Origin of the sequence: Mycobacterium timonense (genome assembly GCF_025821985.1) — a bacterium.
GTDB classification, from domain to species: Bacteria; Actinomycetota; Actinomycetes; order Mycobacteriales; family Mycobacteriaceae; genus Mycobacterium; species Mycobacterium avium.
This window is the reverse complement of sequence record NZ_JACKSY010000040.1, coordinates 25,459-51,836: the sequence shown is the minus strand read 5'-3', so window position 1 is coordinate 51,836 and position 26,378 is coordinate 25,459. Positions and strand designations below refer to the sequence as shown.

The following is a 26,378-nucleotide window of genomic DNA, read 5'->3' as shown; positions in this document are numbered from 1 at the left end:
CCCGGCACCATGCGGCCAGTGCCGGTCACCGTGCGGCGCCTTAGCCGTTCGGGCGCCATCCGGGCAGGTCACTGGCGGCTTTACCGGATCTTGACCAGGTATTGAATTGCGCCGCCGACGATCATCGAGATGAGTACCCTTTTACCGGTGGAGCTGGGGGTTTTGGGGCCTCTCCAGGTCCGGCGGCACGGCACGCCGGTCTTGACCGAATCGGAGGGCCTCGCCGGATACCTCCCGAGCTTGTGGCACCTCATGCCGGACCTCAGCATCTATATCGAGGCGGCGGACCTCGACGCCGCGCTCGCGAGGCTCGAAGAGCTGACCACCAAAGAGCAGCGAAAGTGACGGCACCACAACGTCAACCGCTGTACCTGCTGGCCGACAGTCAGTTGCTGTTCTGGAAGCGTCACGACCGACCGCTCTTGCAGGCGGCTCTCGACGGGTTGGCAAGAGACAAGCCGCTGAGCGCGGCCTACATCGGCGCATCGAACGGTGATCGCCCCGAGTTCTACGACATCTTCGCGGCGGCGATGGAGGCGATCGGCGTCACCGAGCGCCGCATGATCGCGTCGTCGTTCGGCCCGGCCGACCGCGCCTTCCTTGACGGCGCCCACCTGATCGTCCTGGCCGGCGGCGACGTGCAGCGGGGCTGGAACACCTTCGAGAGAACCGGCATGAAGGACGCGATTCTCGATCGGTACGCCAAAGGTGCTGTGCTGGTGGGCATTTCGGCCGGTGCGGTCCAGCTCGGGCGCTACGGCATCATCGGGACACCCCCGGCGCACCGACTGCTCGACGTCTTCAACCTGGTGCCCGCGGTCATCGACACGCACGACGAGCGAACCGGCTGGGCGCGGCTGTCGCGGGCGATCCAATCGCTCGAGGGAGCCGCCCTAGGTGTCGGAATCCCCTCCGGCGGCGGCGCCGTCGTCCACGCCGATGGCACCCTCGAGCCCGTGCGCCGTCCCGCACACGAATTCCGCGTCGTCAACGCTCACCTCGCGCACAAACTGTTGCCCGTCGGAACCGGCGACTGACGGTCCGGAGAGAGACGCCTGCAAACCCATTTGTTTGTATGGCTAACATAATGCCTTTGGACCGATGTAGGCGACGACTGATGATGACCGGGATATAGATGGCCGACAGCCCTGCCGCGACGAGCCCGACGCTGGTCGCCAAGCAAACCAATGTCCGCAGGCTCCGATGGGACCGCGACCACCCCCGCTACAAGTGGGTTGCCCTCTCCAACACGACCCTGGGAATGCTGCTGGCGATGATCAACTCGTCGATCGTGTTGATCTCGCTGCCGGCCATCTTCCGCGGCATCGGATTGAACCCGCTGGCGCCGGCCAACATCGGCTATCTGCTGTGGATGCTGATGGGCTACCTGGTGGTCACCGCGGTCCTGGTGGTGTTCGTCGGGCGACTCGGCGACATGTTCGGCCGGGTGCGCATCTACAACGCCGGCTTCGCGGTGTTCACCGTCGCGGCGATCGCGCTGTCGTTCGACCCGTTCCCGCTCACCGGCGGCGCCGTGTGGCTGATCGGCTGGCGCGTGATCCAGGGCGTCGGCGGCGCCATCCTGATGGCGTTGTCGGCCGCCATCCTCACCGACGCGTTCCCGAGCAACCAGCGCGGCATGGCACTCGGCTTCAACATGGTCGCCGCGGTGGCCGGCTCGTTCCTCGGCCTGCTGTTCGGGGGGCTGCTCTCGGAATGGGACTGGCGGGCGATCTTCTGGGTCGGGGTGCCGGTCGGCGTCCTGGGCACGGTGTGGGGCATGCGCTCGTTGCATGAGCTGGGCGTGCGCACGCCGGGCCCGTTGGACTGGCCCGGCACCGTGACGTTCGGCGTGGGATTGACCGTCGTCCTGGTCGGCATCACCTACGGCATTCAGCCCTACGGTGGCCATCCGACGGGCTGGACGAACCCGTGGGTGCTGGGCTCGATCGCGTTCGGGCTGTTGCTGCTGATCGTGTTCTGCCTCATCGAATTGCGCGCACCGCAGCCCATGGTCAACGTCCGACTGTTCCGGTCCGCGGGGTTCGGGATGGGCAACCTGGCCAACCTCATGTCGTCGAGCGGCCGCGGCGGCCTGCAGTTCATGCTCATCATTTGGTTGCAGGGCATCTGGCTGCCGCTGCACGGCTACCGCTTCGAATCGACGCCGCTGTGGGCCGGCATCTACATGCTGCCGACGACGATCGGCTTCCTGATCGCGGCGCCGGTCGCGGGGTGGTTGGCGGACCGGTTCGGTGCGAGGCCGTTCGCCGTCGCCGGGATGCTGCTGATGGCCGTCACGTTCATCGGGTTGCTGATGATCCCGGTCAATTTCGACTACCGGGTGTTCGCGCTGCTGATTTTCCTCAACGCGCTGGGCGGCGGCCTGTTCGCGGCGCCCAACACCGCCGTGATCATGTCGAGCGTGCCGCCCCGGGACCGGGGAGCCGCATCGGGTGTTCGGTCGACCTTCTTCAACGCCGGTTCGGCGCTGTCGATCGGCGTGTTCTTCTCGCTGATGGTCGTCGGCCTGGCCGGCACGCTGCCGCACGCGCTGAGCAGCGGGCTGCAACAGCAGGGCGTGCCCGCGGCGGTGGCTCAGGACGCCGCCGCCCTGCCCCCGGTGGGCAGCCTGTTCGCGGCGTTTCTGGGCTACAACCCGATCGCCGAATTGCTCGCACCGTCGCATGCACTGCAACAACCCGGCGTCAATGCCGCGACGCTGACCGGCAAATCGTTTTTCCCCGAGCTGATTTCGGGTCCGTTCCACGCGGGGCTGGTCGTGGTGTTCGTCGCGGCGGCGCTCATGATGGTCACCGGCGCGTTGGCATCGCTGGTCAACCCCGGCCGCTACGCCGACGACGTCGAGGAGGTCTGAGCGCCGGGTAGTGTTCGTGGGGCGAGACTATGACGCACGCCTTCGACCCCACCGGACCCGACGGACAGCCGCGGATCGTCGCGGATCTTCTGCGACCCGACGCGTACGACCCGCCGGCCGACGACCTGCGCCTGCACGAGACGCACAGCTCGTGGGTCATACTCGCCGGCCCCTACGCCTACAAGCTGAAGAAGCCGGTGAACCTGGGCTTCCTCGACTTCACCAGCATCGAGCAACGCCGCGCCGACTGCGACGAAGAACTGCGGCTCAACCGGCGGTTCAGCCCGCAGGTGTACCTCGGCGTCGTCGACATCACCGAGCAGAACGGCCACTACCGGGTCGGCGGCGAGGCCGGGTCGGGCGAGCCGGCCGTGTGGATGCGGCGGCTGCCCGAAGACGGCATGCTGCCGGCCAAGCTGGCGGGCGGCGATGTCGACACGCGGCTCGCCCGCCGGATCGGTCGCACCCTGGCCAAGCTGCACGGCCGGGCCGAAACCGGTCCCGACATCGAGGCGTACGGCAGCCCCTCCAGCGTGATCGCGAACTGGCAGGAGAATTTCGACCAGATGGGCCCGTTCATCGGGCGCACCATCTCCCCAGCTATCAATGACGAAATCCGTTCCTATGTCCAGGAATTCGTCGGCCAGCAGGCCGCCCTGCTCGAGCGGCGGGTGACCGAGGGGCACGTGCGCGACGGTCACGGTGATCTGCACGCCGCCAGCGTCTGCATCGCCGACGGTCAGATCGTGTTGTTCGACAGTCTGCAGTTCGCGCCCCGCTATCGCTGCGCCGACCTGGCTTCGGAGGTGGCGTTTCTGGCCATGGATTTCGAGTACCACGGTCGCGGCGATTTGGCCTGGGCGTTCGTAGACTCCTACGTCCGCGCCAGCGGCGACGACGAGCTGCCCAGCCTGCTCGACTTCTACATGTGTTACCGGGCCTACGTGCGCGGCAAGGTCCGCAGCCTGCGCCTGGCCCAGACCGAAAAGGTGCCCGGCGGTGAACAGGCAGCGCTCATCGCCGAGTCGCGCGGGTATTTTGACCTGGCGTGGGCGCACGCGGGCGGCCTGCCCCGTCCGCTGATGGTCGTCACCATGGGGCTGCCGGCCAGCGGCAAGACCACGCTGGCGCGGGCGCTCGCCGGCCGGCTCGGGCTGGTGCACCTCTCGTCGGACGTGGCCCGCAAGAGGATGGCGGGCATTCCGCCGACCCGCCGCGGCAGCGACGAATTCGGTTCGGGGCTTTACGATCCCGCGATGACGCGCAACACCTATGCCGCGTTACGCCGCGACGCCGCCCGTTGGTTGCGCCGCGGCCGCGGCGTGGTCGTCGACGCGACGTTCGGCAATCCGGGTGAGCGCGCCCAGCTGCGGCAGCTTGCCCACCGGCTCGGCGTCGACCTGCACGTCGTGCTGTGCGACGCGGACGACGACACCCTGATCGCGCGGCTCAAGCGGCGCGCGACCGAGCAAGGCGTCGTCTCGGACGCGCGGATCGAGCTGTGGCCGCAGCTGCGCGCCGCGTTCACTCCCCCCGATGAGCAGGCGTCGGTGCTGCGGGTCGACGCGACCCGCGATACGGAGGAGACCGTCGAGCAGGCGCTGGGCCTGCTGCGCGCCCGCTACCGTTCGTCGTGACGCCGAACGTGGGGTTGTTGCGCGGATCCGGCCGATTTTCCGCAACAACTCCACGTTCGACGGTTCAGGTCATCGCTTGGATGCGGCACCCCGGCGTCGCGTCGTGCGGTGGGCGCCCAGCACGTCGTCGTTCGCCAGGTGTTGCGCCTCTGCCGCCAACGTCGATGCCCGGTTGGCATGGGCGATCGCCTCCGTGTCGTTGCTTGCCTGCTTGGCGTGCGCGGCCGCCAGGTGCCGGGTGGCCTCGTCGAGGCGGCTGCGAGCGTCGGCGCCGACGCTGTCGTGATGCCGGGCGACGTAGTCGGAGATTTGGCGCAACCTGGCCTCGGCCGTCGACAACGCCTCCCCCAACGAACGATCCTGCGGACCGCCGGGGCCGACTCCGCGAGCGGCGCGCCGGCGGCGCCGCGCCCGATAGAGCACCAGCAGCAGCACGACGACGACCACGACGGCGATGACGGCGATCGCGATCGGCAGCCAGGCCCGCTTGGCCGGGCTCGCGGGGTGAGACACGCTGAGTGAGGTGTCCAGACCATCGGCCGCGGCGATGGCGGCGATGGCCCAGTTCTTCGCACTGACTGCCGGCCCAATCTTGTTGGTGCGCAGGCTGTTCAACTCGTCGGCTGTCGGGTTCTGCAGCTGCCGCGGGGGGTTGAGTGTGAACAACTTGGTGTTGGTGGCCACGGCCAGCAGCACGTCGCGGTCGCCCATGCCGCTTTCGCTGCGGGTGCGGTCGGCCCAGTTGTCGGGTTTGAACTTGTTGAAGTTGTCGACGTAGACCACCCACAGTTGAATGTGTCGATCGCGGTACAGCCGATCGATGGCCGAGCTGACCGCCGCCCGATCCGAATCCGTCAGCACCCGGTTGCTGTCGGTGAGGTGATCGGTGAGCTTGGTCGGCGGTTGCGCGCCGGCCGGGGTCGCCCACAGCAGCCCGGCTGTGAGGATGGTCAGGACCGCAGCGAACAGGCGAACAACCCGCATAGGGGTAATCTAGCCGCCATTTTGCGGCGGGGCTCCACCTGCCGGGGCGCGGCCGGCGCATCCGTTTCGGCACGCTGATGACCTGCAGGATCCGTCCGGACGCCACGCTCATCGAGCGCTCGCACGTGCTGGACACCCGATGGTTAAGCGCGTAACCTCTGTCGCGCGACGACAGGATTTCCGCCGACGAAGGGCCCCGACGAACCGTGAGTACCACCATTCCCGTCTTCAACCCGTCCACCGAGGAGCAGATCGCCGAGGTCCCGGATTCCGACCAGGCCGTCGTCGACGCCGCGGTGGCGCGGGCGCGCGAGACCTTCGAGTCGGGCGTGTGGCGCAAGGCGCCCGCGTCGCACCGGGCCAACGTGCTCTTCCGCGCCGCCCGCATCATCGAGGAACGCAAGGACGAGCTGGCCGCGCTCGAGTCCCAGGACAACGGGATGAACCTGACGGCCGCCGGCCACATCATCCCGGTCTCGGTCGACATGCTGAAGTACTACGCGGGCTGGGTCGGCAAGATCCACGGCGAGTCGGCCAACCTGGTCTCCGACGGTCTGCTCGGCACCTGGGAGACCTATCACACCTTCACCCAGCTCGAGCCGGTCGGCGTCGTCGGCCTGATAATCCCTTGGAACGGGCCGTTTTTCGTCGCGATGCTCAAGGTCGCGCCGGCGCTCGCGGCGGGATGCAGCGCCGTGCTCAAGCCCGCCGAGGAGACGCCGCTGACCGCGCTGAAGCTGGAAGAGATCTTCCGCGAGGCGGGTCTGCCCGACGGCGTGCTGAACGTCGTCACCGGCTACGGCGAGACCACCGGGGCGGCGCTGACCGCGCACCCCGACGTCGACAAGATCTCGTTCACCGGGTCGACGGAGGTGGGGCGGCTGATCGTCAAAGCGGCCGCCGGCAACCTCAAGCGGCTGACGCTCGAGCTCGGCGGCAAGTCGCCGCTGATCATGTTCGACGACGCCAACCTCGACAAGGCGATCATGGGAGCGGGCATGGGCCTGCTCGCGGGCTCGGGGCAGAACTGCTCGTGCACCTCGCGCATCTACGTCCAGCGCGGCATCTACGACCAGGTGGTCGAGGGCCTCGCCGAGTTCGCCAGGATGCTGCCGATGGGCGGCAGCGATGACCCCAATTCCGTTCTGGGACCACTCATTAGCGACAAGCAACGGCAACGCGTGGAAGGCATCGTCAACGACGGGGTGGCCGCCGGCGCCAAGGTGATCACCGGCGGCAAGCCGATGGACCGCAAGGGCTACTTCTACGAGGCGACGATCATCACCAACACCACACCCGACATGCGGCTGATCCGCGAGGAGATCTTCGGGCCGGTCGGCTGCGTCATCCCGTTCGACGACGAGGACGAAGTGATTGCCGCCGCCAACGACACGCACTACGGGCTCGCCGGGGCGATTTGGACCGAGAACCTGTCGCGTGCACATCGGGTCGTCAATGAGCTTCGCGCAGGCCAGATTTGGGTGAACTCCGCGCTCGCGGCCGACCCCTCGATGCCGATCAGCGGGCACAAGCAGTCCGGGTGGGGTGGCGAGCGCGGCCGCAAGGGCATCGAGGCCTACTTCAACACCAAGGCCGTCTACATCGGGCTGTGATCGGCTGGGTGGGTGCTGTTGTGTCCGAGCGATGGCAACCCGCAGGTAGCGCCGTTATATGTAACATGAGCGAATGTCACTCGGTCGTGAGCGCGTTCGCAGGCACAGGGAACGGCTGCGCCAACGAGGCCTGCGGCCGATCCAGCTCTGGGTTCCCGATGTGAACGCCACGGAGTTCGTCAGAGAAGCGCACCGCCAATCGGCGCTCGTGGCTGCCAGCGAACAGGATCGTGACGACCAGGCCTTCGTCGATGCCGTCTCGGCCGACTGGGACGACGCCACATAGACGTGCGACGAGGCGACATCTACATGGCCGCGGCACGCGGCGCTTATAGCGGCAAACCCCGGCCAGTCGTCGTCGTCCAAGACGACCGATTCGACGCAACGGCATCGGTGACGGTGGTGCCCTTCACCACCAGTGACGTTGACGCGCCACTATTTGGGATCGTTGTTCAACCGTCGGAGACAACCGGCTTGGCGGAGACCAGCCGGCTGATGATTTCGCCGAATTGGCCCGGCGGGCCGGTGCGGCCGATCCCCAATTGCTGGGCAACCAACTCGCTGTGCTCTATGAGGGCGCGGCCGCTCTGTCCACCTCGCTCAACGACCCCTCCCCCTGGGCCCATGCTCGGGCCGCCGCGCACACGCTGATCGACCGCGCCGTATCACGCGACGACGGAGATTGAGTTTGGCCCCTCACCGACGCTCAACTCCCTCATCGAGAGAGTGTCAAGGATCAGCCGAAGTAACTGTCAAGCATCAGCCGAAACACCGTCGCCCATCACCCGAAGCCGATACGTCAACCATCAGCCGAGGTAAAACACGCTTTTCGTGGGGCGGGCGGGGCTCGAACCCGCGACCAACGGATTATGAGTCCGCGGCTCTAACCAACTGAGCTACCGCCCCGACGTGATTGCTCCGTAGGAAACGGTAGCCCAAGCCCGAAGTCGGCGTCCCGCGGCAGCCCAGCGGGGCAGCCCGCAATCAGGCCGCCGGCGGCGCTGGCTGCCCGGCCTGAGCCTTGATCTTGGGGATCAGGTCCGGCGCGTAGACATAGATCGCCGACTCGACCTCCCACTCGGCCTGGTCCGGGGACAACGGCGTCGTGTTGGTGACCATGTTCACCAACTCCTTCGCCTTTCCGTACGGATTGGGATTCGACCGGACCTGATCGGCGAACCACCGACCCTCCGCGGCCTCATGGCAGTCACTGAAGTCGGCATTGTGAACCATCTTGTTCTGCGCCAACAGGTTGATGTACTGGTCGTCGGCGGGAGTCAGACTGCACGCCGCCGCGGCGGGTGGCGCCGACAGCACCGCCCCACCGAACACGGCCGCCCCCAACATGATTCCGGCGGTTCCCACCGCCAGCCCGGCCCCCTGTGCTCGTGTTCTTGCCATTTCTCCAGATACCCCCTCTGGTGGAATGTCCCTTCTTCCCTTGACGCACTGTGGATCGGATACCACCGACCGCGAGCGCGAGAAACACCGGCTCTTACGAACAATGGGTGAACAACGAATACCGAAAAGAGCTATACGACAGGGTATTTGAACCAAACAAAAGTGCTGAACCTCAGAGCGTCGTGCGGACGTCCGCGAAATCCAAGGCGAGCAAAGGCATTGGCGGTCCGTGCTCCGCCACGACGATCAGCCCTCGGTGGGCCAGTTTGCCTTCGAGGCCTGGTCTTTGATCTTCGGGATCAAGTCGGGCGCGTACACATAGATGGCCGACTCGACCTCCCACTCGGCCTGGGCCTGGCTAAGCGGCGTGGTGTTGGTGATCATGTTCACCAACTCCTGCGCCTCGCCGAACGAATTGGGATTGGACCGGACCTGATCGGCGAACCACCGACCCTCTGCGGCCTCGTGGCAATCGCTGTAGTCGGCGTTGTGAACCATCTTGTTCTGCGCCAGCAGGTTGATGTACTGATCGTCCTTGTCGCTCAGGTTGCAGGTCGCCGAAGCCTGCGGCGCCGACAACACCGCGGCGCCGAGCATCGAGGCCCCCAGCGCAACGCCGGCAACCCACACCGCTGGCACCCGCAGCTGCGAGCGTGTCCCGGTGGTCATCTGCGAACCTCCCTCTGCGCACCAATGCGATTGCTTGCGACGCACGCCCGGCGTCAAATCGTCGACATATTTGTTCATATAAGAGTCGGTGACCGCGCTTAAGTTAGCCAATGAGCCCAGCACAAAGCGGTAACGGACGCTTGCGCGGCGGTGTACGAATAGTTAACATTTCGTGCCTTCTGCGCGAGGCGCCAAGGCCACCCAACCGTGGCGAAACCGCGCCTCAACCCGCGCCGAGGCCGTCGCCCGCTCGGTCAGCTAAATACCGTCTGACCGTCGGCGCCGATCAGATACCGCTCCGTACCGTTTTCGACCCGCGGCGCGTCGGCGGCCAGGGAGACGGCGACCTTGTTGCTGGCATTGCGCATGATGTCGAAGGTGAGCTCGACGGCCTCGGCCTCGGAGAACCGGGAGCGCACCTCGGCGACATCGTCGGCGACGAGGTGCGCAGGCGTCCAAATTAACGCATCGGTGTAGCGCAGCGCTGCCTTTGCGCGCTCGTCCAGCAAACCCGACGATTCGAAGCGCTCGATCTCCTCGTACAGCGTTTCCGAACCGCCGGCATCCAGCGCGCTGCCCTCGCGAAGCGAGTTGCACAGCCTGCAATGGTGCTGAGCCGCGCCCCTCAGCCGAACCAGCTCGGAGGTCACCGGGTCCAGGGCACGCATTCGCGCCACCGCGATTAAAAAGTCGTTGAACACCAGATCCAACGGGTCGCTGCCGTAGTCCCAGCTGATCGACCCCGACAGCCAGCCCAGATACCGCGAGCCGACCCCGAGCGCTTCCAGTCCGGCGCGCACCCGGGGGACGAAGTCGGCGATGTACATCTGCACCACTACCCCAAAAGTCCTGTCCCCCAGCTGCTTTGACAGCCGAGACCGTTGCGCGTGGGTGATCGCCGAGACGTCGGCGCTGAATTGTTCGGCGAACTCGGCGACGGAGGCCTCGGTTTCCGATTCCGGTTCGCCCACCTCCATGGGCGCGGGCAACGGCGGCAGCGACGACGTCTGCGCGCACACCCGCCGGATCAACGCCGCGACGCGCGCCTCGGACGGTGAGCCCGGAAACACCGCCACCAACCGGGTGAGCTGGTCTTCTCGAAGCGAAACCGGAGCCGCCATCCGTCACACGCTAGAACGCGCGCGGCCCGGCGGCAATCGACTACTGGGCCTGGCTCACCGAGGACATGTGGAAGTCGGGGATGCGCAGCGCCGGCATCGCGGCGCGGGTGGCCCAATCCCCCCACTCGCGGGGCAGCGTCTTCTCACTGACGCCGGCCTCGGTGGCCCGTCGCAGCAGGTCCAGCGGACTCTCGTTGAACCGGAAGTTGTTGACGGCCGCGGTGACCTGCCCGTCCTCGATCAGGTAGACGCCGTCACGGGTCAGGCCGGTGACCAACAGCGTGGCGGGCTCGACGACCCGGATGTACCACAGCGTGGTCAACAGCAGGCCGCGCTCGGTGGCCGCGATCATGTCGGCTTGGCTGGCCGTCCCCCCGGTCATCACCAGGTTGTCGGCGGCCACCGCGACGTCGGCGTCGTATTTGGCGGCGGCGGCCCGCGGATAGGCCAGCGCGGTGATCACCCCGTCGCGGATCCAGTCGACGTGGTCGATCGGCATGCCGTTGTCGAACACCGACACCGTTTCCGAGGAGCTGCTCACCGCGACGAACGGCGTGCAGATCAGCCCGGGCGCCCTCGGATCGGAGAACAGCGTCAGCGGCAGGTCGGTGAGCCGCTCGCCCACCCGGGTCCCGCCGCCGGGCGCCGAGAACGCGGTCCGGCCCTCCTGTGCGCCGCGGCCGGCCATCGACCAGGCCATGTAGATCATCATGTCGGCCACCGTCGACGGCGGCATGATCGTCTCGTAACGCCCCGCCGGCAACTCCACGCTGCGCCGCGCCCAGCCCAGCCGCGTCGACAGTTGCTCGAGCAGCGAATCGGTTGGCACATCGACGAAGTCGGGTGTCCCCACACCCGCCCATGCGCTGGCGTCGCCGCGCTTGGCGTTGATCTCCACCGCCCCCGTGGGTTGGGTGAAGCGCCGCCGCAACCCGGTCGAGGTCGCCACGAAAGTGGTCGAAACACTGTGGTGGGCAAAGCCGTAGAGCCGATCGGTGCCGCGGAAACCCCGGCCGAGCGAGTCGGCGAGGTCGGCGAAGATCAACGGCCCGGTGCCGGGCACCGGCGCGTCCCAGTCGGCGGGTTCCCCGGCGTCGGCGAGCAGCGGTGCGGCGTCGCCGGCCTCCGGCGCCGACGCGGCGGCCTGCTGCGACGCCGCGACCAGCCCGGGCAGCACCCGCGGGTCCGCCTCGGCCGACACCACCGTTCCGATCCGCGCGTCGGACCCGCGACGCACCACCGAGATCACCGTCACGCTCCGGCTCACCGAAACCCCGTTGGTGGTCATCGAATTGCCCGCCCAGCGCAGCGTCGCCTCGACCTTGTCGGTGACCAGCACCATGGTCTCGTCGGCGCCGCCCAGCTTGGCCGCCTCGTCGAGCACGACGTTGACGACATGCTGCGGGGTGATCATCGTCCGCCCTCGGTCCGGGTGTTCAGCACATTGACGCCGCGGAACAGCGCGGACGGGCAGCCGTGGCTGACGGGCGCGATCTGGCCCGGCTGGGCCTTGCCGCAGTTGAACGCCCCGCCCAGCCGCCAGGTGGCCGGGCCGCCCACCGCCTCCATCGAATTCCAGAAATCGGTCGTGGTGGCCTGATAGGCGACGTCGCGCAGTTGGCCGTCCAGTCGCCCGCTGCGAATCCGGTAGAACCGCTGGCCGGTGAACTGAAAGTTGTAGCGCTGCATGTCGATTGACCACGACTTGTCGCCGACGATGTAGATGCCGTCCTCGACCCGGGCGATCAAGTCGTCGGTGCTGATCTGTTCGGGGGCGGGCTGCAGCGAGACATTGGCCATGCGCTGGATGGGCACGTGATGCGGCGAATCCGCGTACGAGCAGCCGTTGGAGCGCGGGTGTCCCAGCCGCCGGGCGAACACCCGGTCCAGCTGATAACCGGTGAAAATCCCGTCGCGCACCAGATCCCAGCTTTGCGCGGCCACCCCCTCATCGTCGTAACCGATGGTGGCCAAACCGAATTCGACGGTCCGGTCCGCGGTCACGTTCATCACCGGCGACCCGTACCGCATGGTGCCCAGCTTGTCCGGTGTGGCGAACGACGTGCCGGCGTAGGCGGCCTCGTAGCCGATGGCGCGGTCGTATTCGGTTGCGTGTCCGATCGATTCATGAATGGTCAGCCAGAGGTTGGTCGGGTCGATCACCAGGTCGGTGGGCCCGGGAACCACTGTGGATGCCTTGACCTTCTCGGCCAGCAGGGACGGCAGCTGCGCCAGCTCGTCGGTCCAATTCCACACCTCGTCACCGGCCAGGGCCTCCCAGCCGCGACCCATCGGCGGCGCCAACGTCCGCATCGAGTCGAAGCTGCCCGCCTGGGCGTCCACCGTCACCGCTTCCAGCGAGGGCAGCACCCGCACCCGCTGCTGGGTGATCGACGAGCCGAACGTGTCGGCGTAGAACGTCTGCTCCTTGACGGCGGTCAGCAGCGCCGACACGTGATCGATGCCGTCGGCCGCGAGCAGCCGCCCCGAGTAGTCGCCCAGCACGCCGATCTTGTCGGTGGCCGAGACATCGAACGGGTCGATCCGGTAGCTCGACACCCACGTGGCGTCCCGGTAGACGGGTTCGGGCGCCAGCTCGACCCGCTCGCTGCTCAGCGTGGCCAGCGTGGTGGCCACGTGCACGGCGCGGCGGGCGGTCTCGGCGGCCACCGACGGCGCCAACTCCGCGTGCGACGCGAATCCCCAGGTGCCGTCGACGATCACCCGCACCGCCAACCCGACCTCGCGATTGATCACCGCGGTTTCCAGCTCGCCGTCGCGCAGCTGGATGATCTCGGTGATGAGCCGGTGAACCCGCAGGTCGGCATGGCTGGCCCCGGCCGCGGTGGCCGCGGACAGCGCCGCGTCGGCCAGTTCGTGGCGCGGCAGGTCCAGGAAGTCGGCATCGATCCCCCGGTTCGGTGTCACGGCTCCACCGTAACGGCCGGTCCCCACAAACCGTGGCAGCGCCCGCTTTAATTACCCCATGGCCAGCGCCGAACGCCGGATTGCACCGCGGTCCACCGCGTTGGGCTACGCGCTGCTGGCGCCGAGCTTGTTCGGTGTGCTCGCGTTTCTACTGCTGCCCATCCTGGTGGTGATCTGGCTGAGCCTGTGTCGGTGGGATCTGCTGGGCCCGCTGCGCTTTGTCGGCCTGTCCAATTGGCGGTCGGTGCTGACCGACGCCGGGTTCGGCAACTCGCTGATGGTCACGGCCGTCTTCGTGGCCATGGTGGTCCCGGCGCAGACGGCGCTGGGTCTGCTGGCCGCCACCATGCTGGCCCGCCGGCTGCCCGGCACCGGGCTGTTCCGCACCGTCTATGTGCTGCCGTGGATTTGCGCGCCGCTGGCCATCGCGGTGCTGTGGCGCTGGATCCTGGCGCCCACCGACGGCGCGGTGAGCGCGGTACTAGGGCACAGCATCGAATGGCTGTCCGACCCGAGCTTTGCACTGCCGCTGGTGTCGGCCGTCGTGGTGTGGACCAACGTCGGGTATGTCTCGTTGTCGTTCCTGGCCGGCCTGCTCGCCATCCCCGAGGACATTCACGCGGCGGCACGCACCGACGGCGCCAACGCGTGGCAGCGGTTCTGGCGCATCACCATGCCCATGCTGCGACCGACGACGTTCTTCGTGCTGGTGACCGGGATCGTCAGCAGCGCACAGGTTTTCGACACGGTGTACGCGTTGACCGGCGGCGGTCCCGCCGGCAGCACCGACCTGGTGGCACACCGCATCTACGCCGAGGCGTTCGGCTCGGCGGCCATCGGCCGGGCGTCGGTGATGGCGGTGGTGCTGTTCGTGATCCTGATCGGCGTCACCCTGGTTCAGCATCTGTATTTCCGGCGGCGGATCAGCTATGACCTCACCTGACCGCGCTCGCGCCAACATCGCGATCTACGCCGGCCTGCTGGTGGGCGCGTTGATCACGTTGGCGCCGTTCACACTTGGCTTGCTGACGGCGTTCACCTCGGCGCATCAATTCGTCACCGGCACCCCGTTGCAGCTGCCGCGACCGCCCACCCTGTCCAATTTCGCCGACCTGGCCGGGGCCGGGTTCGGCCGCGCGGGCGCGGTGACGGCGTTGATGACGGCGGTCATCCTGGTCGGCCAGCTGACGTTCTCGGTGCTGGCCGGATACGCGTTCGCGCGCTTGCGGTTTCCCGGCCGCGACGCGCTGTTCTGGGTCTACATCGCGACGCTGATGGTGCCGGGCACGGTCACCATCGTGCCGATGTATCTGATGATGGCCCAGCTGGGCCTGCGCAACACGTTCTGGGCGTTGGTGCTGCCGTTCATGTTCGGCTCGCCGTACGCAATCTTCCTGCTGCGCGAGCACTTTCGCATGATTCCGAACGACCTGGTCAATGCCGCCCGGCTGGACGGCGCCCACACCCTGGACGTGATCGTGCACGTGGTGATCCCGTCCAGCCGGCCGGTGCTGGCCGCGCTGGCGTTGATCACCGTGGTCTCGCAGTGGAACAACTTCATGTGGCCGTTGGTGATCACCAGCGGGCACAAGTGGCGGGTGCTCACGGTGGCGACCGCCGATCTGCAGACCCGGTTCAACGCGCAATGGACGCTGGTGATGGCGGCGACCACCATCGCGATCGTCCCGCTGGTCACGCTGTTCGTCATCTTCCAGCGTCACATCGTCGCCTCGATCGTCGTCTCGGGACTCAAGTGACCCGGCCTCGCTTCTCCACGCTGGTCGCCGGGGCGGTGGCGCTGGTCGCCGCGTTGCTGGCCGCGGCGGCGGTGCTGCTGGATTATTCCGGGCAGCCGCACGGCGACAAAACGATCGTGACGGTGCGAGTCTGGGGCGACGAGCTCGCCGAGGCCTACCGGCAATCGTTCGCGGCATTCACCCGTGCCCATCCCGACATCGAAGTGCACGTCAACATGGTCGCCTACTCGACCTACTTCAACACCCTGCGCACCGACGTCGCCGGTGGCAGCGCCGACGACATCTTCTGGCTGTCCAACGCCTACCTCGCCGCCTACGCCGACAGCGGCCGACTGCTGAATATCCTTGACACACTTGGCACTAACGCGGCCGCGGACTGGGAGCGACCCGTCGTCGAGCAGTTTACCCGGCACGGACAGCTGTGGGGCGTGCCGCAGCTCACGGACGCCGGTATCGCCTTGTACTACAACGCGGACCTGCTCGGCGCGGCCGGCATCGACCCGGCCCAGCTGAACAGCCTGCGGTGGAACCCGGCCGGCGGGGACACGTTGCGCCCGCTGCTGGCCCGGCTCACCGTCGACGCCGACGGAAACCGCGGCGACACCCGGGGATTCGACCCGGGCCGGGTGCGGCAGTGGGGCTACAACGCGGCCAACGACCCGCAGGGCATCTACCTGAATTACATCGGTTCGGCCGGCGGTGTCTTCCAGCGCGGCGACGAGTTCGCCTTCGACAATCCCGCCGCGGTGTCGGCGTTTCGCTACCTGGTCGACCTGATCAACCGCGACCACGTCGCGCCCCCGGCCGCCGACACCAACGACAACGGCGACTTCTCCCGCAACCAGTTCCTCGCCGGCCGGATGGCCCTCTTCCAATCGGGCACCTACAACCTGGCGCCGGTGGCCCGCGATGCGCGCTTCCGGTGGGGTGTGGCGATGATGCCCGCCGGGCCGGTGGGCCGGGTGAGCGTCACCAACGGCATTGCCGCAGCGGGCAACGCCGCGACTAAGCATCCCGGGGCGGTGCGCCAGGTGCTGGCCTGGATGGGCAGCAGGCAGGGCAACGAATACCTGGGCCGCTACGGCGCGGCCATTCCCGCGGTGACCTCGGCGCAACCGGTGTACTTCGGCTACTGGGCCGCCCGCGGCGTGGACGTGACACCGTTCTTCGCGGTGCTCAACGGGCCGCGCATCGCCGCCCCGGGCGGGGCCGGCTTCGCCGCCGGCAACGATGCGCTGCGGCCCTACTTCGACGAAATGTTCTCCGGCCGCGGCGATGTCGCCACGACACTGAGGCGGGCTCAGGCGGCGGCCAACGCCGCCGCCGCCCGCCGGTAAGCCGGTCAGCGCTCCTGGCCGGACGGGTCGACCGCCGCGTCGTTGAGTGCGCTATGGTGACGGCCCCAGACGAAGTAGAAGATCAGCGCCAGCAACACCCAGCCGCTGAACGCGATCCAGGTGTACCAGTGCAAGCTCGCCAGGATGTACCCGCAGGCCATGATCGAAAGGACGGGCGTGACAGGGTAACCCGGGACCCGGAACCCGCGCGGCAGGTCGGGCTCGCGCACCCGTAACACGATCACCCCGACGGAGACGACGACGAACGCGGTGAGCGTGCCGATCGAGACCATGTCGGCCAGGTTTTGCAGCGGAATGAACGCGGCGAGCGTGGCGGCGGCGACCGCGACGATCACGGTGTTGTTCACCGGCGTCATGGTGCGCGGGTTCACCCTGGCGAACCGCGGCGGCAGCAGCCCGTCCCGGCCCATGGCGAACAGGATGCGGGTGATGCCGTACATGGTGACCAGCGTGACGCTGAAGATCGAAATGACCGCGCCCGCAGCCAAAATGGTGCTGGCCCAGCTGCCGTGCGTGACATGGTCGAGGATGGTGGCGAGCCCGGCCTCCTGCTGACCGCCGAAGTCCTGCCACGGCTGCGTCCCCAGCGCGGCGAGCGCGACGAACACGTACACGCCGGTGACGGTCAACAGCGCGGCGATCAGCGCGCGCGGCATGGTCTTCTGCGGGTTCGTCACCTCGTCGCCCGCGGTGGACACCGCATCGAGGCCGATGTAGGAGAAGAAGATGGTGCCGGCGGCCGTGCCCACACCGGCGACACCGAACGGCGCGAAGTCGTCGAGGTGGTGCATGTCGAACGCGGTGAAGGCAAGGATCCCGAAGACGACGAGCACGCCGAGCTTGACCATCACCATGATCGCGTTGACCTTGGCCGATTCGCTGGCCCCGCGGATCAGCAACAGGGCGCACATCCCGATCAGCATGACCGCCGGCAGATTGACGTAGCCGGGTTGCGCGTCCCACGGTGCGGCCGACAAGGCATGCGGCAGTTGGAATCCCACGACATTGCTCAGCAGCTTGTTCAGGTAGCCGCTCCAGTTCACCGAGACCGCGGCGGTGGCCACCCCGTATTCCAGCAGCAGGCAGGCCGCCACGCCCATCGCGACCACCTCGCCCAGCGTGGTGTAGGCGTAGGAATACGACGAGCCCGAAACCGGTACCGCCGAAGCCAATTCGGCGTAGCACACGGCCGCCAGCCCGGCGGCGACGCCGGCGAGCAGGAAGGAGACGATGACCGCGGGGCCGGCCTCGGGGACGGCCTGGGACATGACGAAGAAGATGCCGGTGCCGATCGTCGACCCGACCCCGAACATGGTCAGCTGGAAGGTCCCGATGCCGCGCCGGAGGTGATCGGCGGTGCCGGGGGCCACGTGTGCGCCCACCACCGGGCGCCGTCGCAGCAGCTGTGCTCTCAAGCCGATCGGCGTGGCTGGCAATTGCCCCTCCTGTTGCCGGGTCAGCTGATTATGAAGCAGCCTCCCGCAACACCGCAGCAAGCTGGCCGACCGCCCAGTCGATCTCCTGCGCGGTGACCACCAGAGGCGGCGCGAAGCGCAAGGTCGCACCGTGCGTGTCCTTCACCAGCACGCCCCGCTCGGCCAGCCGCAGGCTCATCTCCCGGCCGCTGCCCAGCGACGGGTCGATGTCCACCCCTGCCCACAACCCCAGGCCGCGCACCTCGTCCACTCCGTGACCGACCAGCGCCCGCAGCCGCCGCTGCAGGTGCGCGCCCAGCGCGGTCGCGCGAGCCTGGTACTCGCCGCGGGCCAGCATGGACACCACGGTGGTGCCGATCGCGGCGGCCAGCGGGTTGCCGCCGAAGGTGGAGCCGTGCTCGCCGGGATGCAACACACCCAGGATCTCCCGGTCGGCCACCACCGCCGACAGCGGAACCACCCCGCCGCCCAGGGCTTTGCCCAGCAGGTAGACGTCGGGCACCACCCGCCACCGGTCGCAGGCAAACGTGTAACCGGTACGCGCCAGGCCGGATTGAATCTCGTCGGCAATCATCAGCACGTTGTGCTCGCTGCACAGCGCGCGGACGGCCGGCAGGTAGTCGTCGGGCGGGACGACGATGCCGGCCTCACCCTGGATCGGCTCCAGCAGCACCGCGACGGTGTTGTCGTCGATCGCCTGGGCCAGCGCGCCGGCATCCCCGAACGGCACCGAGCGGAATCCCGGCGTGAAGGGGCCGAACCCGTCCCGCGCCGCGGCGTCCGAGGAGAAGCTGACGATGCTGATGGTGCGGCCGTGGAAGTTGTTGTCCGCCACGATGATATTGGCCTGGCCGGCGGGAACCCCCTTGACCTCGGCCCCCCACTTGCGGGCCACCTTGAGGCCGCTTTCCACGGCTTCGGCGCCCGAATTCATCGGCAGCACCATGTCCTTGTCGCACAGGTAGGCGAGCGCCGCGCAGAACGGCCCGAGCTTGTCGGAATGGACCGCGCGGCTGACCAGCGTGACGGTGTCCAGCTGCGCATGGGCGGTGGCGACGATCTCGGGGTGGCGGTGGCCGAAGTTCACCGCGGAATAGGCGGACAGACAATCCAGGTAGCGGCGGCCGTCGACATCGGTGATCCACGCCCCCTGCGCGCTCGCGGCGACGATCGGTAACGGCGAATAGTTGTGCGCGGCACGCTTTTCCGCCAGCCTGATCGCAGAATCCACGCGGGTCGCGGTGAGCTGCCCGTCCAGAATCGTCATGGAAACACCTCCAATGTGCAGCACTTGACGGAGCCGCCGCCTTTGAGCAGCTCGGACAAATCGACGCCTATCGGCTCAAACCCCGCCCGGCGCAATTGTGTTGCGAAACCCGTTGCGGCAGAGGGCATTACCACATGTAACCCGTCGGAGACGACGTTAAGGCCCAACACGTGCGCGTCGGCCGGGCCGACCACGATGGCATCCGGGAACAGCGCACCCAGTTGCCGCCGGGCCGTGTCGCTGAACGCGGGCGGGTAGAACGCGATCGTGCGGTCGTCGAGCACCGCCAACGCGGTGTCGAGATGGTAGAAGCGCGGGTCGACCAGTTCCAGCGACACGACCGGCGCGCGCAGCGCGGCCGAAATCTCCGGATGCGCCCGGCGGTCGGTGCGAAACCCCCAGCCGGCCAACACGATGTCGCCGACCTTCAGCAGATCGCCCTGCCCCTCGTTGACGTGGCGGGTGAGCAGCGGCCGATAGCCCAGCGAGCGCATCCATTCGGCGTAGGCGCGGGACTCGCCGGCCCGCTGCGCGAACCGAAACCTGGCCACGATCGCGACGTCTCCCGCGATGAACCCGCCGTTGGCGGCATAGACCATGTCCGGCAGCCAGGCCACCGGCTCGATCACGTCCACCCGGTGGCCGAGCCGTAGATAGGTGCGGCGCAGTGCCTCCCACTGGGCCTGCGCGCGGCCGGCGTCGACGGGTGTGGTGACGTCCATCCAGGGGTTGATCGCGTAGTCGACCGCGAAGAAGGACGGTCGCGTCATCGCATACCGGCGGACGCTGGGCAGCCGGTGCACCCGGCCGGTGCGGGCGGCCGATCGGGGCACCGGGCGGGCTGCCCGCACGTATTGATCCGTCATCCATCAACGGTATTTGCGGGCCCCTAGACAATCAAACGACTATCATTGCGTGTCTGCCGTCGATTTATTGCGCTATAGTCGGATATTCGATGATTTGTTGTCTCAGCACCGGGGAGGCGTCATGGATCGCCTGGACGACACCGACGAGCGCATCCTCGCCGAGCTGACCGAGCACGCCCGCGCCACCTTCGCCGAAATCGGCGACAAGGTGAACCTGTCGGCGCCGGCGGTGAAGCGCCGCGTCGACCGGATGCTGGACAGCGGGGTCATCAAGGGCTTCACCACCGTCGTCGACCGCAACACACTGGGCTGGAACACCGAGGCCTACGTTCAGGTGTTCTGCCACGGCCGCATCGCGCCCGACGAGCTGCGGGCGGCCTGGGTGGACATCCCCGAGGTGTTCAGCGCCGCGACGGTGACCGGCACCCCGGACGCCATCCTGCACGTATTGGCCCGCGACATGCGGCATTTGGAGGTGGCGTTGGAACGGATCCGGTCCAGCGCGGACGTCGAACGCAGCGAAAGCATAGTCGTGTTGTCCAACCTCATCGACCGGATGCGGCCCTAGCGGGCGCGCGCGGAACCGGGCGGCCTACTGGAAGGGGATCATCGAGTCCAGCGCCACCCCGATGGCGCCGGCGGCGACGGTGATGGCCAGGGTCACCCAGTCCGCGAGTTTCGGTCGCGCCGGGGCGGCCGACAGCTGCCCGATACCGCCCCGGGCGGTGATCGCGTCGCCCATCTCGTCGGCGCGTCGCAACGTCACGACGATTGCCGCGGTGAGCAAGTCGATCATGTCCCGGGCCTGCTGACGGCGGCGGGCCCGGCGGCTGCGCGGTGTCTGGTTGGGGCGCAGTCGACGGGCCGCGTAGAGTACCTGGAATTCTTCGATCAGCATCGGGAAGGCGCGCAGCGCCAGCGCCAGCGCGACGGCCCATTCGTCGCTCGGGATGCGCAGCCACCGCAGCGGGCGTCCCAAAGTGGCCAGGGCGGGCCCCATTTCGGCGACGTTGGTGGTCCACGACAGCATCGCGCCCAGCCCGATCAACACGATCGACAAGGCGGTGACGCGCAGGAAGTGCAGCGTTCCACCCAACCCGATGTGCAGCCCGGCGATCGAGACCACCGGACTCCCGGCACCCAGCGCGGCCGTGATGCCGCCCACCGCCAGCACGATCCAGATCCAGCGCCGCGGCGAGGGCAGCGCGCCGCGCGGAATGTGGGCCAGCCGGGCCGCGGCCACCAGCAGGGCCAGCATCAACCCCACGGTCACCCACCCCGGAAAGAACGTCAGCAACACCGAAACACCCAGCACCACAAGTAGTTTGGTGCCGGCCCACAATTCGTGGATTTTCGAGGTGCCGGGCACCGGGACCAGCAGCACCACCGGTCGCGGCGGCCGCCGAGTCCGGCCGGCCGCCGACTTGGTGTCCGAGGGCGCGGTCACGGCATTCCCCCCGCCGCGGTGGACGCCGTTTGCAGGGCTCCGTCGCGCAGGTACAGCGACCGCGGGCACAGCTCCTCGAGCCCGACGGTGTCGTGCGAGATCACCACCACCGTCAAACCCCGTTCTCTGCGCAGGTTTTCCAGCAGCCGCAGCAGGCCGCGCTGGCTGCCGATGTCCAACCCGGCCAGCGGCTCGTCGAGCACCAGCGCGCGCGGGGACCGGGCCAGCAGGCCGGCCAGCACCACCCGGCGCATCTGGCCGCCGCTGAGTTGGTCGATGCGCCGTTTGCCCATCGCCGGATCCAGTCCGACCGAGATCAGCGCCTCGGCCACCCGGTCCTGGTCGGTGGGCGAAAAGCCGGCAGCCGACGCCACTTCGGTGTCCACGTGATCGCGCATCAACTGCAGCCGCGCCGACTGGAACGACAGCGCGACCTCGCCGACCCGCTCGTGGGTGGGCCGGCCGTCGATCAGGCAGCTGCCGCTGGTGGGAGTGGTCAACCCGGCCATGATCCAGGCCAGCGTCGACTTGCCCGAGCCGTTGCCGCCGTGGATCAACAGCCCGTCGCCCTGTTCCACCACGAAGCTGACATCGCGCAGGGCGACCTTGGACCACGGTGTGCCACTGGCGTATTCGTGGCTGACGTCGATGAGCTCCAGCACGGGCACCCCCGAACCGTGCTGGACGGCGACGGCCGGCGCGGCCGCGGCGTTGGTTTCGGCGGCGACGGCGTTGTCCGGTGAGTCGCTGAGCTTGATGACGCGGTCGGCGGACGCGGCCTCGTTGTCGTAGTGGGTGATGTGCACCAGGGCGGTCTGATGCCGTTTCGCGAGACCAGACAGGATGCCCAGCAACGCATCTCGGCCCTGCTGGTCCACCATGGTGGTGACCTCGTCGGCGATCAACAGCTTCGGGTCCCGCGCCAGCGCCGCCGCCAGCGCCAGCCGCTGCAACTCGCCGCCGGACAGGCTTCCGGTGTCGCGTTCGGCCAGCCCGTCCAGGCCGACTTCGCGCAGCAACCGGTGCACATCGATGTCGGTGCCCGGGGGCAGACCCCACACCACGTCGTCGGCGACCCGGGTGCCCAGGACTTGACTTTTGGGGTGCTGCAACACAATTGCCGTGCCGCCGACCTCGCCGAGTCCCACCGCGCCGGGCCGGTGCACGGTGCCCGACGTCGGTTGCCGGCCGGCCAGGATCAGCATCAGGGTGGTCTTGCCCGAGCCGTTGGCGCCGGTGACCGCGACGTGTTCGCCGGCCTGGATGTCCAGGCTGACCTCGCGCAGCGCGTCCTGCTCGGCACCCGGATAACGGAACCGCACGTTCTCCAACCGCACCGGAACCGGCCCGATGGCGGCTTGCCCGTCGTCGGGAGGGTCCAGCTTGTGCACGTCGGGGATCTTGCGCATCCGATCCAGCAGCCGAGACAGTGCCGACCAGCTGATGAACGAGACGACGACGACCAACAGGATCATGTAGGGGAAGATCAGCAGCGGCCAGTGCTGCAGCCCGTCGGCGACGTACCGCTTCAGCCCTGCGCCCACCCCCTGCAGGTGCATCCAGTTCAGGAAGGTCGCAACGCCGTTGGCGTTGGCCGTGATGACGTCGAAGAACAGATGACGCAGCCGGGTCAGCACCGCCAACACCGCGACCCATCCGGCGCCCCACAGCACGCCGGCGATCAACGACAACAACGCGACCGTCGGCGTGCCGCGACCCTTGCGTTTGACGATTCCGCACAATCCGCCGACCCAGGCGCAGTCGACGAGCATGAAAAGGCTGCCCAGCCCGGCGATCAAGAACGCGATCACCCCACCGGCTACCGTCGCGGCCATCAGCGCGCGGGGGCGGTAGCGGTAAGCCAGCAATCCCATGGGCACGGTGCCCAGCACGCCCAGTCCCTGAGCGAATGGGATTACCGCGGCGAGGATCTCGATCGCCGCACACAGGGCCCCCATGACCGCGGCCTGTGCCAACTCATTCGGCCGCAGTGCCCCTGGTCCGGATGGCCGAAAACGCAGCAAGGTCACTTGGGCGATTCTGCCAGCCCGCCGCGGGAGTGTCCGCTGAAGAAGGTGTTCCGCACGGCACGCGCCCACGCTGAGGCCACGCTTAGCAAAGCTATGCAACCATGGAGACATGGACAACGTCGTCGACACCGCAAAGCTCGAGGGAGGGCAGGGACTGGGGGCCGACCTGCTCGCCGTGGTCGCGCGGCTCAACCGGCTGGCCACCCAGCGCATCCAGATGCCGTTGCCGGCAGCGCAGGCCAGGCTGCTGGCAACCATCGAAGCTCACGGCGAGGCCCGGATCGGTGACCTGGCCGCCGTCGACCACTGCTCGCAGCCGACGATGACGACGCAGGTGCGCCGACTCGAGGAAGCGGGCCTGGTCACCCGAACGGTCGATCCCGGCGATGCGCGCGCGGTGCGGATCCGCATCACCGCCGAGGGCAGGCGCACCCTGAACGCGGTGCGGGCCGACCGGGCCGCCGCGATCCAACCGCAGCTGGCGCTGCTCGACGCCGAAGACCGGCAGGTGCTGCGGCAGGCGGTCGACGTGTTGCGACGGCTGCTCGACAACGCCTCCCTCGCGTCCTCGCTGGCGGGCCGGCGCCAGACGTCCTGAGGCTGGTGGCCGGACCTGGCGCGAGGGTAGACACGTAGTCGAACTGACCGGTGACGAAAGGGTGGGGCGATGCCGACCGAGGCTTCGGCGCTTCCGGCCTCGCTGACCGTATGGGCCGGACCGAGCAGGTACGTCTTCGCCCCCGGTCGCGACGTGGTGGTGGGCTACGGCCCCGGCTGTGACATCCCGCTGGAACGCCTCGCCCCGCAACCACCCCCGGCGCCGCGCGTGGACGTGGTGCTGCGCTTCACCGGCGCCCACTGGGTGGCCATCGACCTGAGCCACCGCGGCATCTTCCTGGACGGATCCCGGGTCCCGACGGTCGAGATCCGCGACGGCCTGGCCATCACCATCGAAGATCCCCGGCACGGCCCGCGGCTGGTTTTCCAGGTCGCCGACCCGGGACACTCGGCGGCGCGGCCGCCGAATCCCCCGGGCGCGCCGCCTGTTCCGCCGGGCCGGCCGACCGCCCCCGACCCCAGGGTGCCGACCCAAAGCGCCACCCAGCGCATGCTCGCAGCCGCGCCGCCACCCGTTCCACCGCCTCCCCCTCCCGCTCCGCCGCCGGCCCCGCCCGCGCCGGCGCCCGAGCCGCCCAAGGGCCCGGGCCTGATCGAGCGGATGATCACCTCCAAGCTGCGCGCCCAGCGCCCGTCGTTCCGCACCGACGAAGCCAACTCCACCCATCGGCTGCCGCTGCGCACCGCCGCCCGCACCACCGGCGTGGTGGCCTATCAGCTCGGGCTGTCCGTCGACGGGCACGAGACGCTGTCGGGCATCTCATTCACGGCGAAGCCCGGCACCATGACCGCGGTCATCGGACCCTCCCCGGCGCGCAATGCCGCGCTGCTGGCGCTGCTGGCGGGCACCCGGACGCCCAGCTCCGGGCGCGTCACCGTCGACGGACACGACGTACACGCCGAACCGGCGGCCATGCGCGCCCGCATCGGAGTCGTCTCGCGCGAGGAGCGCCTGCACCGGCGGCTCACCGTCGAACAAGCGCTGCGCTATGCCGCCGAATTGCGGCTACCGCCGGAGACTTCGGCGGAGCAACGCGACCGGGTGGTCGGCCAGGTGCTCGACGAACTCGACCTGACCGCCCACCGCGACACCAGGATCCGCAAACTCGCGCCCGAGGTGCGGCGCTGCACCGCCCTGGCGATCGAGCTCGTCACGCGACCGAGCCTGCTGGTGGTGGACGAGCCGACCGCCGGGCTGAACGCGGCGCAGCAGCGCCACGTGATGGCCGTGCTGCGCCGCCAGGCCAATCTCGGCTGCGTCGTGGTGGCGGCGATCTCGTCGCGCACGTCGCTCACCGACGTCAACATGTGCGATCAGGTGTTGGTGCTCACCGCCGCCGGCAAGGTCGCCTATCTCGGGACGCCGCTGCAGGCCGAGTCCGCGATGGGCAGCGCCGACTGGTCGGCGGTGCTGGCCCGGGTCGGCGCCGATCCGGACGGCGCCCATCGCGCGTTTCGGGCGCGGCCGCAATCCGCGGCGCCGACCATCCCGCCGGAGGTCGCGGCGCCGTGGGCGCCGCCGGCCGCGCTGCCGGTTCCCCGGCAGGTGCGGTGGGTGGCCCGCCGCGAGATCCGGCTGCTGCTCGCCAATCGCCTCTACTTCGCATTCCTGGCGCTGCTGCCGTTCGTGTTGGCCGGACTGACGCTGCTGATCCCCGGCGATTCGGGCCTGGCGCGGCCCGCGCCGAGCAGTGCCAACGCGCACGAGGCCATCGAAATCCTGGCTCTGCTCAACGTTGCCGCGGTGATCATCGGGACGGCGCTGACGGTTCCGGCCATGGTCCGGGAGCATCGCGTCTACCGCCGCGAACAGCAGGTCGGGCTGTCCGCGCCGGCCTACCTGGCCGCCAAAGTCGCCGTGTACGCGCTGGCCGCGGCCCTCTGGGCGGCCGTCATGTTCGCCGTCGTCATCGCCGTCAAGGGCGCTCCGGTGTACGGCGCCGTCGTGCTGCACGACGCCACGTTCGAGCTCTACGTCGCCGTGGCGGTCACCGCGATGGTGTCCGCGGTGATCGGCCTGGCGCTGTCGGCGCTGGGCAAGTCGCTGGGCGAAGTCCTGCCGCTGCTGGTGCCGGTGATTCTGGCCGCGGTGCTGTTCAACGGAAGCCTGGTGCAGCTGGTCAGCATGTGGGGGCTGCAGCAGATCAGCTGGCTCGTCCCGGCCCGGTGGGGTTTCGCCGCGTCGGCGTCCACGGTGAACCTGCGCCGGATCGACCCGCTGGCCGCCAACGCCCAGACCTGGACGCACTACAGCGGCTGGTGGGTCTTCGACATGGTGATGCTCGTGCTGTTCGGCGTCGCCGCCGCGGGCGTGACCCTCTACCGGTTGCGCTCACCCGGGAAGATCCGTTCGGCGACATGAATTGTC

General features: G+C 68.5%; 23 protein-coding genes, 1 tRNA gene and 2 pseudogenes. 14 read left to right on the top strand and 12 right to left on the bottom strand.

What is annotated here, in order from left to right:
* The first annotated feature begins 147 nt into the window (after positions 1-147).
* The 4 genes from H7I87_RS11390 (at position 148) to H7I87_RS11375 (ending at position 4,515) form a co-directional block, all read left to right on the top strand.
* Positions 148-345, top strand: coding sequence for a hypothetical protein (locus tag H7I87_RS11390; protein WP_023871010.1), 198 nt, complete (start codon positions 148-150; stop codon positions 343-345).
* Entirely contained in the window at positions 342-1,037 is a 696-nt protein-coding gene (locus H7I87_RS11385) for a Type 1 glutamine amidotransferase-like domain-containing protein (RefSeq protein WP_023861420.1), read from the top strand. Before H7I87_RS11390 ends, H7I87_RS11385 begins: the two co-directional genes overlap by 4 nt.
* A gap of 98 nt (positions 1,038-1,135) precedes the next feature.
* Positions 1,136-2,878, top strand: a complete 1,743-nt coding sequence (locus tag H7I87_RS11380; RefSeq protein ID WP_033719657.1) for an MFS transporter — start codon at positions 1,136-1,138, stop codon at positions 2,876-2,878.
* Between the two features lie 29 nt (positions 2,879-2,907).
* Positions 2,908-4,515 (top strand): bifunctional aminoglycoside phosphotransferase/ATP-binding protein, encoded by a 1,608-nt coding sequence (locus H7I87_RS11375; protein ID WP_179151724.1) that lies wholly within the window; start codon positions 2,908-2,910, stop codon positions 4,513-4,515.
* Between the two features lie 69 nt (positions 4,516-4,584).
* Here H7I87_RS11375 and H7I87_RS11370 read toward each other — a convergent pair whose 3' ends face one another.
* Positions 4,585-5,499 carry a TPM domain-containing protein gene (locus tag H7I87_RS11370; protein WP_033726791.1) on the bottom strand — a complete coding sequence of 305 codons (915 nt, stop codon included), beginning with the start codon at positions 5,497-5,499 and terminating at the stop codon, positions 4,585-4,587.
* 206 nt (positions 5,500-5,705) lie between these two features.
* Here H7I87_RS11370 and H7I87_RS11365 point away from each other — a divergent pair, with 206 nt between their 5' ends.
* From H7I87_RS11365 to H7I87_RS11350, 4 genes and pseudogenes are all read left to right on the top strand, one after another.
* Positions 5,706-7,112 carry an aldehyde dehydrogenase family protein gene (locus tag H7I87_RS11365; RefSeq protein ID WP_033725964.1) on the top strand — a complete coding sequence of 469 codons (1,407 nt, stop codon included), beginning with the start codon at positions 5,706-5,708 and terminating at the stop codon, positions 7,110-7,112.
* Between the two features lie 73 nt (positions 7,113-7,185).
* Complete coding sequence (locus H7I87_RS11360; RefSeq protein ID WP_019684433.1) at positions 7,186-7,398, top strand: antitoxin MazE family protein; 213 nt, start codon at positions 7,186-7,188, stop codon at positions 7,396-7,398.
* Between the two features lie 2 nt (positions 7,399-7,400).
* Positions 7,401-7,613 (top strand): annotated as a pseudogene (locus H7I87_RS11355) (type II toxin-antitoxin system PemK/MazF family toxin); the annotation flags it as partial.
* A gap of 2 nt (positions 7,614-7,615) precedes the next feature.
* Positions 7,616-7,798 (top strand): annotated as a pseudogene (locus H7I87_RS11350) (TetR/AcrR family transcriptional regulator); the annotation flags it as partial.
* Between the two features lie 146 nt (positions 7,799-7,944).
* On the opposite strand, the gene H7I87_RS11345 reads toward H7I87_RS11350, so the two are convergent.
* The 6 genes from H7I87_RS11345 to H7I87_RS11320 form a co-directional block, all read right to left on the bottom strand.
* Positions 7,945-8,018 (bottom strand) — tRNA-Ile (locus H7I87_RS11345).
* A 78-nt stretch (positions 8,019-8,096) separates the two neighbouring features.
* Entirely contained in the window at positions 8,097-8,477 is a 381-nt protein-coding gene (locus tag H7I87_RS11340; RefSeq protein WP_003878254.1) for a DUF732 domain-containing protein, read from the bottom strand.
* 282 nt (positions 8,478-8,759) lie between these two features.
* Positions 8,760-9,182 carry a hypothetical protein gene (locus H7I87_RS11335; RefSeq protein WP_009976328.1) on the bottom strand — a complete coding sequence of 141 codons (423 nt, stop codon included), beginning with the start codon at positions 9,180-9,182 and terminating at the stop codon, positions 8,760-8,762.
* 254 nt (positions 9,183-9,436) lie between these two features.
* A complete protein-coding gene (locus tag H7I87_RS11330; RefSeq protein WP_033719651.1) occupies positions 9,437-10,303 on the bottom strand; it encodes a carboxymuconolactone decarboxylase family protein in 867 nt (288 codons plus the stop codon).
* A 40-nt stretch (positions 10,304-10,343) separates the two neighbouring features.
* Positions 10,344-11,717: a metallopeptidase TldD-related protein gene (locus H7I87_RS11325; protein WP_033725898.1), complete on the bottom strand. Its 1,374-nt coding sequence runs from the start codon at positions 11,715-11,717 to the stop codon at positions 10,344-10,346.
* Entirely contained in the window at positions 11,714-13,231 is a 1,518-nt protein-coding gene (locus H7I87_RS11320) for a TldD/PmbA family protein (RefSeq protein WP_033725896.1), read from the bottom strand. Before H7I87_RS11320 ends, H7I87_RS11325 begins: the two co-directional genes overlap by 4 nt.
* A 58-nt stretch (positions 13,232-13,289) precedes the next feature.
* On the opposite strand from H7I87_RS11320, the gene H7I87_RS11315 reads away from it, so the two are divergent.
* The 3 genes from H7I87_RS11315 to H7I87_RS11305 are packed head-to-tail and all read left to right on the top strand — an operon-like array spanning position 13,290 to position 16,325.
* Entirely contained in the window at positions 13,290-14,174 is an 885-nt protein-coding gene (locus H7I87_RS11315) for a carbohydrate ABC transporter permease (RefSeq protein WP_033726789.1), read from the top strand.
* Positions 14,161-14,988 (top strand): carbohydrate ABC transporter permease, encoded by an 828-nt coding sequence (locus tag H7I87_RS11310; protein WP_011724590.1) that lies wholly within the window; start codon positions 14,161-14,163, stop codon positions 14,986-14,988. Before H7I87_RS11315 ends, H7I87_RS11310 begins: the two co-directional genes overlap by 14 nt.
* On the top strand, positions 14,985-16,325 hold the full coding sequence (locus tag H7I87_RS11305) for an extracellular solute-binding protein (RefSeq protein WP_011724589.1): 1,341 nt from the start codon (positions 14,985-14,987) through the stop codon (positions 16,323-16,325). The genes H7I87_RS11310 and H7I87_RS11305 overlap by 4 nt, the downstream gene beginning before the upstream one ends.
* 5 nt (positions 16,326-16,330) lie before the next feature.
* On the opposite strand, the gene H7I87_RS11300 is transcribed toward H7I87_RS11305, so the two are convergent.
* From H7I87_RS11300 to ddaH, 3 genes are read right to left on the bottom strand one after another with little or no spacing between them, the layout of a single operon-like run.
* Complete coding sequence (locus H7I87_RS11300; protein ID WP_023861415.1) at positions 16,331-17,782, bottom strand: amino acid permease; 1,452 nt, start codon at positions 17,780-17,782, stop codon at positions 16,331-16,333.
* A gap of 28 nt (positions 17,783-17,810) precedes the next feature.
* A complete protein-coding gene (gene rocD, locus H7I87_RS11295; RefSeq protein WP_023865662.1) occupies positions 17,811-19,049 on the bottom strand; it encodes an ornithine--oxo-acid transaminase in 1,239 nt (412 codons plus the stop codon).
* Positions 19,046-19,915, bottom strand: coding sequence for a dimethylargininase (gene ddaH, locus H7I87_RS11290; protein ID WP_033726788.1), 870 nt, complete (start codon positions 19,913-19,915; stop codon positions 19,046-19,048). The genes rocD and ddaH overlap by 4 nt, the downstream gene beginning before the upstream one ends.
* A 121-nt stretch (positions 19,916-20,036) precedes the next feature.
* On the opposite strand from ddaH, the gene H7I87_RS11285 reads away from it, so the two are divergent.
* Positions 20,037-20,483 carry an Rv2324 family transcriptional regulator gene (locus H7I87_RS11285; protein WP_023881427.1) on the top strand — a complete coding sequence of 149 codons (447 nt, stop codon included), beginning with the start codon at positions 20,037-20,039 and terminating at the stop codon, positions 20,481-20,483.
* A 24-nt stretch (positions 20,484-20,507) separates the two neighbouring features.
* On the opposite strand, the gene H7I87_RS11280 is transcribed toward H7I87_RS11285, so the two are convergent.
* Complete coding sequence (locus H7I87_RS11280; protein WP_011724584.1) at positions 20,508-21,362, bottom strand: CbiQ family ECF transporter T component; 855 nt, start codon at positions 21,360-21,362, stop codon at positions 20,508-20,510.
* Positions 21,359-23,392, bottom strand: a complete 2,034-nt coding sequence (locus tag H7I87_RS11275) for an ABC transporter ATP-binding protein (RefSeq protein ID WP_425270882.1) — start codon at positions 23,390-23,392, stop codon at positions 21,359-21,361. Before H7I87_RS11275 ends, H7I87_RS11280 begins: the two co-directional genes overlap by 4 nt.
* Positions 23,393-23,501: 109 nt before the next feature.
* Between H7I87_RS11275 and H7I87_RS11270 the strand changes: the two genes are divergently transcribed.
* A complete protein-coding gene (locus H7I87_RS11270; protein WP_003872472.1) occupies positions 23,502-23,990 on the top strand; it encodes a MarR family winged helix-turn-helix transcriptional regulator in 489 nt (162 codons plus the stop codon).
* 69 nt (positions 23,991-24,059) lie between these two features.
* Positions 24,060-26,372 carry an ATP-binding cassette domain-containing protein gene (locus H7I87_RS11265; RefSeq protein ID WP_033726787.1) on the top strand — a complete coding sequence of 771 codons (2,313 nt, stop codon included), beginning with the start codon at positions 24,060-24,062 and terminating at the stop codon, positions 26,370-26,372.
* Positions 26,373-26,378 lie beyond the last annotated feature (6 nt).

Coding starts and splice junctions, on each gene's coding strand:
- rocD (WP_023865662.1), bottom strand. CDS start 19,049: ATGACGATTCTGGACGGGCAGCTCACCGCGACCCGCGTGGATTCTGCG.
- H7I87_RS11325 (WP_033725898.1), bottom strand. CDS start 11,717: ATGATCACCCCGCAGCATGTCGTCAACGTCGTGCTCGACGAGGCGGCC.
- H7I87_RS11310 (WP_011724590.1), top strand. CDS start 14,161: ATGACCTCACCTGACCGCGCTCGCGCCAACATCGCGATCTACGCCGGC.
- H7I87_RS11270 (WP_003872472.1), top strand. CDS start 23,502: ATGGACAACGTCGTCGACACCGCAAAGCTCGAGGGAGGGCAGGGACTG.
- H7I87_RS11360 (WP_019684433.1), top strand. CDS start 7,186: ATGTCACTCGGTCGTGAGCGCGTTCGCAGGCACAGGGAACGGCTGCGC.
- ddaH (WP_033726788.1), bottom strand. CDS start 19,915: ATGACGGATCAATACGTGCGGGCAGCCCGCCCGGTGCCCCGATCGGCC.
- H7I87_RS11375 (WP_179151724.1), top strand. CDS start 2,908: ATGACGCACGCCTTCGACCCCACCGGACCCGACGGACAGCCGCGGATC.
- H7I87_RS11265 (WP_033726787.1), top strand. CDS start 24,060: ATGCCGACCGAGGCTTCGGCGCTTCCGGCCTCGCTGACCGTATGGGCC.
- H7I87_RS11380 (WP_033719657.1), top strand. CDS start 1,136: ATGGCCGACAGCCCTGCCGCGACGAGCCCGACGCTGGTCGCCAAGCAA.
- H7I87_RS11315 (WP_033726789.1), top strand. CDS start 13,290: ATGGCCAGCGCCGAACGCCGGATTGCACCGCGGTCCACCGCGTTGGGC.
- H7I87_RS11285 (WP_023881427.1), top strand. CDS start 20,037: ATGGATCGCCTGGACGACACCGACGAGCGCATCCTCGCCGAGCTGACC.
- H7I87_RS11330 (WP_033719651.1), bottom strand. CDS start 10,303: ATGGCGGCTCCGGTTTCGCTTCGAGAAGACCAGCTCACCCGGTTGGTG.
- H7I87_RS11335 (WP_009976328.1), bottom strand. CDS start 9,182: ATGACCACCGGGACACGCTCGCAGCTGCGGGTGCCAGCGGTGTGGGTT.
- H7I87_RS11370 (WP_033726791.1), bottom strand. CDS start 5,499: ATGCGGGTTGTTCGCCTGTTCGCTGCGGTCCTGACCATCCTCACAGCC.